A 12,839-nucleotide genomic window follows, 5' to 3' on the forward strand; every position below is an offset into this window, starting at 1 on the left:
TGCATCGATCAGCACCGGCGTGCCCATTGGCGCCGGCCGATGGTCATAATGCGCCAGGGCTGATCGACGAGCTTGTTCCAAGCCTTGCGGCGCTGGTCAATAATGTTGTCGTGGATTTGAAGACGCGATTGGAGAGCCAGTCGTCGTGCATCAACTGCCAGGCGTTCTCGACCGTATCCGGTCCAGGGGATCCGGGCGACAGCGCAACGATGCTGTTGGCAGGCACCTTGAGCTTGCTGGTCATAAGTCCTCCGGCTGATCCATCAGCATCACAGTACGCGTGCCTGGTCCGACGGCGAGTGCGATCTCGACAAGGTGCAGTTTCGTTGGCTTGATGTTGCAAAAGGGCAGGGCCAATCCGGCGCCTTTGCTTTCCCCGGGACACATGACGCCGGGCCGAGGCGGGCAAAGATCAACATCTAGGCCGATTTGGTGCGCTGGTCCTTGGGTGCCGAGGACTGCGTACCGCGGCTTGCTCAGCTGCAAGTAATCGTGTTCTTCTGGTCTATGCGGGCCTCGTCCTGGCACCAGCCCTCTACGGGCGTGCCTTGCGGGAGGTTCGCCCTGACCTTTGCCACTTCGGTGGCAAAGGTCCTCTTTTGCAGGCCTCCACGGCCCGCTCGTTCTGCGAATGGTGGCAGGCTCGGGCGGTCAGCTTCACATAGCCCAGCTTCTTGAGCTCGCGGCTGACGGTGGTCTCATCCAGCGACACTGCAAACTCCTCGTGCAGCCACTGCACCAGATCGCTAAGCCGCCAGCGCACAACGCCATGGATCGCCGGGATCTGCCCGCGCTCTACAGCTTCGACCAATGCCCGGCGCTGGTCATCACTGAGGATCCACGGCCTGCCCGGAGCCCTCCAGTCAAGCAGTCCATCAGGTCGGCGGGCATTGAAGCGGATCACCCAGTCGCGCACAATCTGCAGTGTCACCCCGCCGATTCGGGCTGCCTCGCTCCGGCTGCCTCCATCGTAGATTTGTGCCAAAGCCAAAAGACGGCGCGCCTGCGACGCGCTCTTCGAAGCCCGTGCCAGACGCCGTAATGCCGATGCGTCGAAATCCCCCCGCAAGTCGATCGGCTGTCCCATGGTGCGTCCTCGTAGTATAGCACAGTAGTGGTTCGATTATCACTGCCTCGGAATTCCCTGCAACGGGCTGGGCTGGCGCAATGGACCGATCAGCCATGAGCTGTACAAGACAACGTACAACTGGACCATCCGTTGGGTCGGCTTGGCGTGTTCGACCTGACCCGTGCCGCGCTCGCCGGCAAAGGTTCCGCGCTGCCTTGACCGATTGCAAGATCGCTGCTTGCATTCCCTTAAGGGTGGATCGGAGAACGCCCATTCTGCACAAAACCATGCTGTACCGCGATCGTCTGCCGACTCGGTCAGCTGGAACAATACCGCCTTGAATCGCGGGGACTGGCGCTCGCGGATCGATGCAACGACAAGACTCAGCCGTGCCCATATCCGGTACTGGCCATGCACTGCCGCTTTCGCTGATTCGACCAACAAGCTCGCTCCTAGACCTGTTTGTCCGTTCGCCGGGTGCGAAAGCCCGGCACGTCGCCATTGCGGCCGACCTCGCGATAGACGTGTTCGTCCACCGGCTCCGCCGGATTACGCGGCGCACAGCGATACCGAGGGATAACGCTTCACGCTCCTCCAGCCTCAACCCGGAAAGTGCTCAATGCCGCGGCAACCGTGCAAGGCCGTCATGTAGCAGCACGATCCGCCGCACGCGCTTTCTGGTCGAGCCTCGAGGCAGGTCGTGCTGCCAAGCATATGGTAGGCTCGCCTAAGCTAACAGTGAGCTAGCTTTTCCCAAGCGGAACGCAATTTTCTGAGCAGATGAGATAGGTCGAATCGACCGTATCATTTCGGATCAGTACTTTCGTGACAGTTGCCCGAGATCAATCTCTCGGATTGTAGTTCCCACGCCAAACTGTTGGAACGCCGTCGTTCATGAGCAGGGCAGCTTGGGCGAGATGTAGATGAGGGACGAGGCACTTTATGGCGGCGAAACTGATCGCTTGATCTCGGTGATCGTCCCCGCATACAACTGCGCAGCTACTATAGGAGAGACGCTTCATAGTATCCGTGCTCAGACGCACGTTAACATCGAAATCATAGTTGTTGATGATGGTTCCACAGACGAGACGTACCTGGTGGCCACGCAACACGCGGCCGCCGATCCTAGAATCCGTGTGTTCCGGCAACCAAACGGTGGCGTAGCTAGCGCTCGTAATAGAGCGATACGGGAATCTGCTGCAGACCTGATCGCACCGATCGATGCAGACGATATTTGGCTACCAGAGAAGCTTGAGCTTCAGCTGTCCGCGCTTGATTCCTTCCCGAACGTTGGTCTCGTCTATACCTGGTTTGCAAGAATAGACGTGCAAGGTCGTGTGATCGAGATCGATAATCGGCACACCGCCGAAGGAAACGTGTTAGCAGAACTGTGCGTGCGGAACATCGTCGGACACGCTAGCTCGCCATTGATCTTGCGCTCTGCTATTGAGAGAGTGGGAGGGTACGACGAAACATTTCGCATCCGTAATGCACAAGGCTGTGAAGACAATAAACTGTACTTGGAGATAGCTGAGTACTACAGTTTTGCAGTAGTAAAAAAATGCGTAGTCGGCTATCGTGAAATGCCAACCGGAATGTCCAGCAATTTACACCAGATGCTCCGATCTCGCGATCTATCTGTAGAGGCGGTTCTTGATAGGCATCCTGAGCTGGCCGATAATCTGCGCCGTGGGCGAGCGCAGATGCTGAAGTGGTTGTTCTTGCGCTCCTTAAGATCGAAAATGTACAGCTCAGCAGGAAAGTTGCTGGCAGAAATGATACGAACGTCGCCGCGGGCTGCAATCGCTTACTCTACTAACTTTTTATTGAAACGCTTAATTGGCAAGGCATCCCTGCGCGAAGACGCTCTTGAGGGAACAAAGTTTTACATACCTATGTAGCACGCCTGGTTGGATGGACGTTGCTCAACGCCTGTGGTCTCGGTAACAGCCCGCGCACGGTCGAGAACCATCGCGTCAAAATGATGACCAAGAACGGTGACGGCAAAAACGGTGACCGGCATGCAGCTGACAAGCTCAGGCTCTATGCTTCACTTGAAGCGCCTCCATCGATTGGCATCTTGAAAGCTCGATGCGAGGCTCAGGAGGATGCTCGGCAGGAGAGCCATTATGGCTAGGCCTTGGATCAGCTATCCGTGCATTGACGGATTACCTGCCTTTCTGTTGAGCGATGGTGGCGCTCGAAGAATTCGTTAATGCGTGCTACCGAACCCATGGTAGATGACAGAAGCTGGATCATGCGCGTGCTGTTGATCAAAGATAAGTCAAACTACCGCCGAGGCAACTGAGCTTATGCTCCACACCGAGCGCCCTACGGTCGGCGCTACTAATCCTGCGACGACGGTTTCGATCCTAGCACGCTATACGATCCCGATCTCATCCTGCTTGGCCTCAACCTTTCGTACATGCAGGCTATGACTTGGTGAGAGAGCTGCGCGTCCTCAGGTGCAGACCCCGGCGGTGATCCTCCGCGGCATCGCCGAACTGGACAGCAAGGTCCGCTCCGTCGACTTCGGCGCGGACGACTACGCGACCAAACCGTATCATTAAAGCGAGCTGATTGCCCGCATCCAGCAGTTGTCCGCCGGTCCCAAGGACACAGCCGATGGGGGGTCCGCACCGGGGCGCTGGCGGTCAACCTGGAAGGCAAGACTGCGGAGGCCGATCGCGCCTGCGTGCCCCTGACCGGCAAGGAATATGCTTCTTTCGAGCTGCTGTTCTTGCGTAAGGGCACCACTTTGACCAAGGAGTTGTCCTCCAGTCACTTCTGCGGGGCATCGGCGAGCCAGAGGTCAAGATCATCGACGTATTCATCTGCAAGCTGCGTAAGAAGCTGATAGCGGCACGCGGGGCGGGCAGGACTACATCGATGCGGGTTGGAGAAGTGCATAGGCGCCGTGCGAAAAAGTGGAAACACAGTTGGCCGGCTGAGGGCATCGCCAGTTCGGAACATAGGCTCAGCAATTTTGTTGCAAGGCTCTGAAGAATAAAGATATCGACCCAAAATACAGCGGTACGTTGGACCGCTACGCATTGGCTGACGTGTCATGGGATCGGGGAGAATAAATTCGTGGCTAAGTCGTGGATGTTTGCACTAGCGATACTCAGCTCTGCAATGGCTGCCCCTGCTCACGCGGAGCGGCAAACGGAGCAGTTTACGTCCGTGACGGTGTTTGGGGACAGCCTTGTCGATGCAGGCAATTACTACATCGCCACCGAGGGTGCGATGCCCGACCCGGCGCTCGGCTATCACCAGAACCGTTTCACCAACGGGTTCAACTACCCTGATCTTCTATCGCTCGAGCTGTTCGGTGTTCCCACAACTCCGTCGCTGCTGGGTGGTAACAATTTCGGGTTTGCCGCCGCACGCATCATTGACACCGGCGATGACATACCGGACCTCCAAGCCCAGCTCGGCGCTTTCCAGGCCTCGGACCTCGGCGTAGATCCCGACGGTTTGTACATCATGAACTTTGGCGGGAACGATGTGTTTGGCGCGCTGGGCGTGTTCGGCCCTGATGCGGCGATCGGTTCATATTCGGATGTGAGCAGCTATCTCCGCGCCGCAGCTGAACAGTATGTTGCCGGGGTTCGGACCTTGCTCGGACTTGGTGCGCGCAACATCCTCATGACCGATTTTCCTTTGGCGGGTCATCCACTGACTATTGAGGCTAACGCGTACCTTGACGCCGAGTTGGCCAACCTCGCGGTGAGCGACGATACCGATTTCCTGTTCTACAGCCTTAGCGATTACAATCAGAACGTCTTGGCGAATCCTGACTCATACGGCCTTCCGCCGTTGCGAACAGACACGAGCTGTATTGCGGCAGGCGCACAAGCAACGGGCTGTGCTGGGTTCTACTCCTTCGATGGTATTCACCCGACCGCTGCTGTTCAGGCTGCAGGTTATCGCGATATCAATCGTCGCTTCGGGCTTACCGCCGTCCAAGCCGTACCAGAGCCGGCGGGTTGGGCCATGATGTGCTTCGGTTTTGGCGTTCTCGGCGCAGCTCTCCGAATTCGCCGCAGATCGGCTCGGACAGAGCGCAATCGCTCAATTGCGCTTGCCGCCTAAACGAAGAAGGAATCTGAAGTTCAGGATTGCGTCGGATGACACTTGCTTGGCCAAAAGTGCGGGCGGTAGCTTGGTTGTGCAGGAAACCAGGGACGGCCGATACGACCGCCCGCAAGTGACTTGTATGTCTCTCAAGAACGGCGTTGATCAAACTGCTACCCGGCCGCTAGTGACGTTAAGAGTAGAATCGGGCAAGACGCATTTACAGGTAATCCGTGGTCAGAGACAGGTCTCGCTCAGATAACCACTACGCAATGAACCTTTCCGCTAGCTGCAGGTGTCCCATCAGAACGTTCACTTCTGCCGACGATCTCGTCAGCGTAATCGTACCGGCTTATAATGCCGAAAACACTATCGAAGAGACGCTGCTTAGTATTCGTACCCAAAGCCATCGGAATCTAGAGATAATTGTCGTTGACGACGGCTCTCGTGATCGTACTCTAGACGTAGCGCAGCAACAGGCCGCTTTCGATCCTCGCATCCGGGTCGTGTCGCAGCCGAACGGTGGTGTCGCAGCAGCGCGTAATCTTGGCATTGATCTAGCCCGAGGAAACTTAGTAGCTCCAGTCGACGCCGACGATCTGTGGCGTCCACGAAAACTCGAGCGCCAGTTGCGCGCTTTGTATGCTGCCGGCCCGCAGGCGGGCTTGGTTTACTGTTGGAGCGCGATAATCGACGAAAGAAGTATAATAACCGCGCGCGCCAGCAATCCGTCTTACACGGGAGACGTTCTGCCACAACTTTTCTACGGTAACTTCGTAGGAAATGGGAGCTCTGCGCTGATGCGTAAAGAAGTTGTCAACGCAGTTGGCGGTTACGACAGTTCGCTCCGTGCGCGGGAAGCCCAGGGCTGTGAAGATTGGAAGCTGTATCTGCTTATAGCTGAACGAAGTAATTTTGCCGCCGTATCCGACCATTTAGTAGGGTATAGATTTTCTAATGCTGCGATGTCGGGAGACGTTTCGCAGATGCTCCGATCTGACGCAATCGTCCGCGAGGAGATGGCCGGCCGTCATCCGGATTCCCGTTTTGAATTGGAGTGGGGTAGACGCCACTATCTGGAATGGCTACTGTGGCGCGAGCTAAACGCCCAGAATTGGAAGAATTGCTCGATTTTGGTCAATGAAAGTAGCGTTACAGCAAGTTCAATTAGAACCGGTACCCGCCGACTAAAGCTGGGGTTGAAATTTCTCCGTAAGAAGCTCCGAAAAGATCCTGCGTCATTGGTAGGGGTCCCTTTTAAACAGGATGGCCCAACTGTAGCTGTGACATGAGTAACGAGGATGGGCTTCCGATTGAAGCGCTGACAGCGCGGTTTCTCCCTTAACGATGCCCCTTCCTATTGCGAAGAAAGAACCAAACTCCAGCAGCCGCGCCTCTCACCTGTTCTCCAAGGAAGCGTTGTTTTTCGGACGAACTACCAAAGAGCCGCGTTGTCAAAAGACCCACGTAGTGCAGTGGAAGCTTGAGAAACAACCGCCGCAAGTTCCCAAGCTCTCCGGTTCGTTGGTGTTGCACCATCAATGCGGCAGTATGCCCTCGCATATAATGGTATACTTGGCTGGCTAGCCCGGCCATCTCCAGACGGTGGTGATGAAACATCACCGCTCGCGGCTCATATCGGCAGACGTAACCTGCAGCGAGCACACGATACCAGTATTCAGAATCTCCAGAGCAACCCGCCTGACCGACATCAAGCCGTTCGTCGAAAAAGCCGATGTGATCGAACACCGCACGCCGAAACGCCATGTTGGCGCCTGCACCAATAATCCACGCTGGGCAGCCATCTCTTCTGGTTTCCTCAAAAAAGTGAGACCCGTAATCGATCTGATCGTATCCGCGGCCGAAACTCCACTCTTTTTCAAAAATCCACTGAGCTTCAGTTTTCAGGCTGGCAGGAAGAACAAGGCCTGTCACCGCCATGATCTCGGGTGCGTTGAACGCCGCTACCGTGTTCTCGACCCAACACTCGTGAAGCTCGGTATCATCATCAGTGTAGAGAACGATCTCCCCACCCGCCGCCTTTGCACCGCTGTTACGGGCATAATCTAGTCCAGGTCGGTCTTCGCGAATGTACGTCGCGCCTGCAGCCATCACTACAGCGCGGGTACGCTCGTCTCGCGATGCGTTGTCGACAACAATAATCTCATCGGGCATCCGCGTCTGATCGTGAAAACTAGCAAGGCATCTGCGAAGTTCGTCCGGACGATCACGAGTGCAAATCACGACGCTGATCGGTTGGCTTACGAGCGTAGGAGTTGATCCTGTACGTCGAGCCGCAATTCTGGTGGCGATCTCATGCTTGAGGTCTGCCGCTTCCCCATCCTCTAGCCACTGCTGCCCCACTGGCAGCCGATCTGCCTCGAAGATAACCAAGGTTTTCCGTTCGGCCGTGAATGTGAGATCTTTCTCGACCGGCAATCGGACGATATCTGCAAAGGGCAAAGCTGCGCTCAACGGTTCTCCTGCTAAGGAGGCAGGGTCTGCCAAGTGGAGAGGCTGCATTGGTTGAAAATCCCAACAGAGGCGAGCGTCAACCCGACGACACGTCATAACGTAGACGACCATGGCAGAATGGTGCTCTAGGTTTAACAGGAAAGTCAACACGCAGCAGCCCTGTACCTGTTTAGGTCACCAGAAAGCATCTTCTTGCCGCGTACGTGGATTCATGGTTTTGATGTTCGAGAGGAGCGGCCGCGCTTAACGCGATTTGGCAGAGGCTTACCGGCAACTCATCATCTCACAGCGGCAGTTGTTCGAGCCCATCTACTGAAGGCAGGCTATTGATATGGGAGCACGTAGTCCGGCTTTTCGCGGCTCATTTAATCACTGGAGGGACGTAATTTGGCTTCTTGTGAGTCGAGACTTTCGCGGTCGATATAAGCACACCAAAGTGGGCATGCTATGGTCTCTCGCAAGTCCAGTGATGTTCTTGCTTATATTCTACTTTCTTTTCCAAAAGGTGATAAATCTCGATATACCTCGATACGCCTCCTATGCCTTCGCCGGCATTATTGTCTGGAACTGGACGCAACAAGCCTTGATTGCGTCGGCATCGAGTATATCGTCCAATCAGGCCCTAGTTGCCCAGCCCAGGTTCCCAGTCGCGGCGCTACCAATTATCTCTGTAACATCGTCGATGTTGAATTTGGTCATTGCATTCCCGCTTCTGTTGCTTCTCGCCTGGATTGATGGTGCACAGATAACACTGGTGCTTGTTGCGCTACCGATCGTAGCAGCCGCGCAGTTCCTGCTGATCCTGGCATTTGCCTATATCATAGCGGCCATCAACGTAAGTCTGCGGGATGTTGAACAGATCCTTCCGATCGCTCTCCAGCTTGGTTATTATGTGACTCCAATATTTTTCTCAATGTCGAATGTACCAGGGGAGTTCCACGGCGCGTTTTTAGCCAACCCGATGACTCATATAATAACGGCATATCGCGACATCATTATGTACGGCCAGTGGCCTGCTTGGACATCCCTCGGCATCATCGTGGCTGGCTCCGGCTTACTACTGATATTGGGATTGCGCATCTTCAAGCATGCGCAATACCGGTTCTTGGAGGAACTCTGATGAGTGGTTCGGTCGAGGTATGTGATCTTGGCAAACAGTTTGCGCGCTATGACCGACAGCGAGCCGGCTCGCTGAAGGAAGCTATGCGCCGTGGCCTTCGCCCTGCGCGCATAACAGAGCAATTTTGGGCTTTACGGAACGTCAGTTTCAAGGTGCAACCAGGCGAGATGCTTGGTGTTATCGGCCATAACGGTAGCGGCAAATCGACCATGTTACGGATGGTTGGCGGGGTCATGCACTCGGACGTTGGATCGGTGACGACAACGGGGCGGATCAGCGGGCTGCTCGAGCTCAATGCTGGAATGCATCCCGAACTCAGCGGTCGCGACAACATCTTGATCGGCGGAGTTATAGCTGGCCTCACGCGTAAGCAGATTACCGCGCGTATGGACGAGGTGATCGCCTTTGCCGAGCTTGAGGAGTTCATTGACAGTCCTGTACGTACCTACAGTATGGGGATGCGGCTGCGGCTAGGCTTCGCCGTCGCAATCCACACCGACCCTGGGGTTTTATTGATCGACGAGGTTCTGTCGGTCGGCGATCTCGCCTTTCAAACCAAGTGCCTTGATCGCATCCGCCGTCATCGGGACGAAGGCTCGGCAATCATTCTGATCACGCATGATCTGACGCAGGTAGAGAAGCTTTGTACCGACGCGCTTTGGCTGCGTAAGGGAGAGGTGGTCGCGCAAGGAAGGCCAGATGTTCTGGTCGGCGAATATCGTGCGGCTATGGCCCGTGATAGCCGGCAACGGACTCCGCCCAGTATGCCCGAGACGATCACATCTACTGGCACGACCTTGCGGGCTCACGAGAACCGGTTCGGCTCGATGGAGAAGGTCATTGAGGCGGTCTACTTGCAAGACCCGTTTGCCAAGGGTGTTCGCGAGATTGCGACGGGCGATGCGCTCTCTATCGCAGTCAAGTTCAGCGGCGGCAGCGGCCCAGTCCCAATCGTCGGTGTTTCGATCGGAACGGTGGACGGTCTCAACATGCTTGACGTTAACACAGAGAGCGACAACGTAGCAATTTCGTCCTCAGAGAAATCAAACTCTATTCGCGTCGACTTGGATAGGGTGGATCTTACCGCAGGATCCTACTTCGTTAATGTTGGCTTGTTTCACCCTAGCTGGGATTATGCGTATGACTACCATTGGCAAGCCTATCCGCTGACGATCACCGGGTCGCACGGACCATCAGGAAAGTTATCCCCTCCGCGATCGTGGATAGCATCGGCGGAGAATAGGCCCGTGAGCGCTGGTGACGACGGGAATGAACAAACCGGCACGTGGCTTACCGGAGCCTGACAGACTCTGCGGGTCGGTGAGGCGGCGACAGGGACGCCGCCGTTCGCCAACGCGGAAGTTCGGTGTTCAAACGTCGGCGACTTGTTGCATTCTCCAGGAAAGCGCGGTCTTAACGATCGTGTCAATTTCGGAATATCTGGGCGCCCATCCCAAAACATCTTTTGCTTTCGCAAACGATGCGACAAGCGCTGCAGGGTCACCCGTTCGCCGTTGGCCCATTACTACAACTGGAGGGTAGCCCGAAACCCGTTCAACTGCAGCGAGTAACTCAAGAACAGTCGTCCCAACTCCGGTGCCTAAATTGAACACGTGACTCCCTTGGTTGGCCAATGCGAACTCGCCCGCCGCGACGTGAGCTGCGGCCAGGTCTGCGACATGGATGTAATCGCGTACAGCGCTGCCATCGCGGGTATCAAAATCATGGCCCATGACAGTGAACGTTGCGCCCGGCGTGATCGCAGCTTCGATCGCAAGCGGAATTGCATGGGTTTCTGGTTCGTGCCGCTCGCCGATCTCGCCATCGATATCAGCACCGGCTGCGTTGAAGTATCGGAGAGCTACTGTGCGCAGCCCGTGCGCGGCCGTGTAATCACGGAGCATCCGTTCCGCCACCAGCTTAGACTCTCCGTAGGGGTTGATCGGCACCTGCGGATGGCGCTCGTCTATGGGTAGCTGGAGCGGTACCCCGTATGACGCACAGGTGCTGGAGAACAAAAGCGGTGTCACACCATGTTCTACCATCGCGTCAAGCAAGTTCAGTGTGCCGACAGAGTTGTTGCGATAGTAAAGTTCAGGGCGCGCGACCGACTCGCCGACATACGCAAATGCGGCAAAATGCGCGATAAGGTCAGGTTGGACGTCCCTTACCGCCGCGCTGATCGCCTGCGGGTTTAATAGATCACCTTCGATCAAAGGGCCCCACTTCACGGCCTCGCGCCAACCTCGAGACAAATTGTCGAATGTGGTAACTTTCCAACCCGCGGCCGCAAATGCCTTGCAACAATGTGAGCCGACATACCCAGCTCCGCCGATCACCAGTACGTTTTTCATTATGCCTTCCTAAGACTCAGGGCGGAGTGCTGATTGCCGCCATCAGCCAATTCTAGCTCCTGCCCGCGGAGCAGATCGTCGAAGTACGCTATGGTTTTGATTAGGCCGTTCTGGAGCGAAGTCTGTGGCTGCCATCCAAGCACATCACGTGCGCGTGTTATGTCAGGTTGTCGTTGACGGGGGTCATCTACCGGAAGCGGGCGCCTGTCTATAACCGACGGCGAATTAGTAAGCTCAATAATTAAATCCGCCAAAGCTGCGATTGTGAACTCCGTCGGATTACCAATGTTGATCGGTCCGGTGACATCACTCGGACTCTGCATCATTGCGACAAAGCCGTCGATCAGATCGTCGACATAGCAGAAGGATCGCGTTTGCTCGCCATCGCCGTAAATTGTGATTGGTTGACCCAACAGCGCCTGGACAATGAAGTTGGATACAACACGTCCATCGTCGGGACGCATCCGCGGACCATAGGTGTTGAAGATCCGTACCACTTTGATCTCGAGCTGATACTGTCGCCAATAATCAAAAAAGAGCGTCTCCGCACATCGCTTGCCTTCGTCGTAGCACGAACGCGGCCCTACGGGATTAACATGCCCCCAATAATCTTCGTTTTGTGGGTGCACGTTTGGATCGCCATATACCTCAGATGTTGAAGCCTGAAAGATGCGAGCCTTGGTTCGCTTTGCGAGCCCGAGCATGTTGATAGCACCATGGACACTGGTCTTTGTAGTCTGAACAGGATCGTACTGGTAGTGTACCGGACTCGCTGGGCAGGCCAGATTATAGATCTCGTCGGTTTCTAAGTAGAGCGGAAAAGTGATATCGTGGCGGAGCAGCTCAAAGTCTGGATTGCTCATTAGATGCGCGATGTTCTGCTTTCGTCCTGTAAATAGGTTGTCAACGCAGATTACATCTCGCCCAGCGGCCAGTAGGCGTTCGCACAGGAACGAACCAAGGAATCCAGCGCCTCCGGTAACTAGAGCGCGTTTTTGGCTCTGGACTGACATGCCGTTCCCTCCCGATGGTATGCCGGTTCTTCAAGCCGGTTCTCACTAGGTGATCGAGAAAAAAAATCCTGTAGTGTCGTTCTGGCACGCAGGTAAGTTAGCCAGGCGCTCGTGCTCTCGCTGATGAGATCACGCCTTCGCCGCTTGTTTGCCCATCTAGGATGCTATGCCATCAAAAGACATAGATATGTTCAGGGGCTGCTGAGCTCTAACAGTAGATCTCTTGTTTTCTGTTTATTAGAGTAGTGCAGTGCAGCACATTGCTGTCTACTCAGTGATTTACATAGATCACTCCTAGGAGAATTGGCTTACAACGTGTGGTTGCGGCTCTGTAGGATCACAGCACGACATGCTGTAATGCTGTACGAAGATCCTTAAAGCTTTTGCGATTTGCGTGAGTATGAATGAACTCCTGCCTCAGAACCTTAAGTATTGGGTTCGTGTTTGACCGCTTTGCTTCTTTCGTTCTTGAAGCGCCTGAGCCGAGATGCTCTAGAATTGAGACAAGGAGAAAACGTCTGTTGTTCGGCTGAAATCTTTCTGATGGGTGTTGGTGCCATGCTAAACCTTGATGGAAATACACTCGCAGCATCTCTGGGCGACCCTCTTGCATTAGTGTCCGTGGGCCGGCCCCGCGGCGATGCCTTCGCCGATCCAACGCCTGCTACCCTCGCGCCATCATTGGAACGCAAGCGGCTGCAGGTCTATGCCACGCAGATCGCGCTCGATTC

8 protein-coding genes and 2 pseudogenes are annotated in these 12,839 nt (G+C 55.4%); 6 read left to right on the forward strand and 4 right to left on the reverse strand.

Going from position 1 to position 12,839, the window contains the following annotated elements; translation table 11 throughout:
• Positions 1-8: 8 nt before the first annotated feature.
• Positions 9-1,087: pseudogene (locus D5S08_RS14765) on the reverse strand (IS630 family transposase).
• A 905-nt stretch (positions 1,088-1,992) separates the two neighbouring features.
• On the opposite strand from D5S08_RS14765, the gene D5S08_RS14770 reads away from it, so the two are divergent.
• The 4 genes and pseudogenes from D5S08_RS14770 (at position 1,993) to D5S08_RS17535 (ending at position 6,438) form a co-directional block, all read left to right on the forward strand.
• On the forward strand, positions 1,993-2,970 hold the full coding sequence (locus D5S08_RS14770) for a glycosyltransferase family 2 protein (RefSeq protein WP_121119918.1): 978 nt from the start codon (positions 1,993-1,995) through the stop codon (positions 2,968-2,970).
• 356 nt (positions 2,971-3,326) lie between these two features.
• Positions 3,327-3,981: pseudogene (locus tag D5S08_RS17215) on the forward strand (response regulator).
• Positions 3,982-4,204: 223 nt separating this feature from the next.
• Positions 4,205-5,164, forward strand: a complete 960-nt coding sequence (locus D5S08_RS17220) for an SGNH/GDSL hydrolase family protein (protein ID WP_162302000.1) — start codon at positions 4,205-4,207, stop codon at positions 5,162-5,164.
• A gap of 254 nt (positions 5,165-5,418) precedes the next feature.
• Positions 5,419-6,438 carry a glycosyltransferase family 2 protein gene (locus tag D5S08_RS17535; protein ID WP_121119922.1) on the forward strand — a complete coding sequence of 340 codons (1,020 nt, stop codon included), beginning with the start codon at positions 5,419-5,421 and terminating at the stop codon, positions 6,436-6,438.
• A 49-nt stretch (positions 6,439-6,487) separates the two neighbouring features.
• Here D5S08_RS17535 and D5S08_RS14790 read toward each other — a convergent pair whose 3' ends face one another.
• Positions 6,488-7,621, reverse strand: a complete 1,134-nt coding sequence (locus D5S08_RS14790) for a glycosyltransferase family 2 protein (protein WP_241557447.1) — start codon at positions 7,619-7,621, stop codon at positions 6,488-6,490.
• A gap of 331 nt (positions 7,622-7,952) precedes the next feature.
• On the opposite strand from D5S08_RS14790, the gene D5S08_RS14795 reads away from it, so the two are divergent.
• Both D5S08_RS14795 and D5S08_RS14800 read left to right on the forward strand, forming a co-directional pair.
• The gene (locus D5S08_RS14795) at positions 7,953-8,741 is read left to right on the forward strand and encodes an ABC transporter permease (RefSeq protein ID WP_121119926.1); all 789 of its coding nucleotides are present in this window, start codon (positions 7,953-7,955) and stop codon (positions 8,739-8,741) included.
• On the forward strand, positions 8,741-10,045 hold the full coding sequence (locus D5S08_RS14800; protein WP_121119928.1) for an ABC transporter ATP-binding protein: 1,305 nt from the start codon (positions 8,741-8,743) through the stop codon (positions 10,043-10,045). Before D5S08_RS14795 ends, D5S08_RS14800 begins: the two co-directional genes overlap by 1 nt.
• A gap of 66 nt (positions 10,046-10,111) precedes the next feature.
• On the opposite strand, the gene galE is transcribed toward D5S08_RS14800, so the two are convergent.
• On the reverse strand, positions 10,112-11,095 hold the full coding sequence (gene galE / locus D5S08_RS14805) for a UDP-glucose 4-epimerase GalE (RefSeq protein ID WP_121119930.1): 984 nt from the start codon (positions 11,093-11,095) through the stop codon (positions 10,112-10,114).
• On the reverse strand, positions 11,095-12,108 hold the full coding sequence (locus tag D5S08_RS14810; RefSeq protein WP_121119932.1) for a UDP-glucuronic acid decarboxylase family protein: 1,014 nt from the start codon (positions 12,106-12,108) through the stop codon (positions 11,095-11,097). Before D5S08_RS14810 ends, galE begins: the two co-directional genes overlap by 1 nt.
• Positions 12,109-12,839 lie beyond the last annotated feature (731 nt).

This window comes from Croceibacterium ferulae, assembly GCF_003660445.1.
Taxonomy (GTDB): domain Bacteria; phylum Pseudomonadota; class Alphaproteobacteria; order Sphingomonadales; family Sphingomonadaceae; genus Croceibacterium; species Croceibacterium ferulae.

Excerpts from the sequence above, each read along its gene's own strand:
- D5S08_RS14770 (WP_121119918.1), top strand. The coding sequence starts at position 1,993 with ATGAGGGACGAGGCACTTTATGGCGGCGAAACTGATCGCTTGATCTCG.
- D5S08_RS17220 (WP_162302000.1), top strand. The coding sequence starts at position 4,205 with ATGGCTGCCCCTGCTCACGCGGAGCGGCAAACGGAGCAGTTTACGTCC.
- D5S08_RS17535 (WP_121119922.1), top strand. The coding sequence starts at position 5,419 with ATGAACCTTTCCGCTAGCTGCAGGTGTCCCATCAGAACGTTCACTTCT.
- D5S08_RS14795 (WP_121119926.1), top strand. The coding sequence starts at position 7,953 with ATGGGAGCACGTAGTCCGGCTTTTCGCGGCTCATTTAATCACTGGAGG.
- D5S08_RS14800 (WP_121119928.1), top strand. The coding sequence starts at position 8,741 with ATGAGTGGTTCGGTCGAGGTATGTGATCTTGGCAAACAGTTTGCGCGC.
- galE (WP_121119930.1), bottom strand. The coding sequence starts at position 11,095 with ATGAAAAACGTACTGGTGATCGGCGGAGCTGGGTATGTCGGCTCACAT.
- D5S08_RS14810 (WP_121119932.1), bottom strand. The coding sequence starts at position 12,108 with ATGTCAGTCCAGAGCCAAAAACGCGCTCTAGTTACCGGAGGCGCTGGA.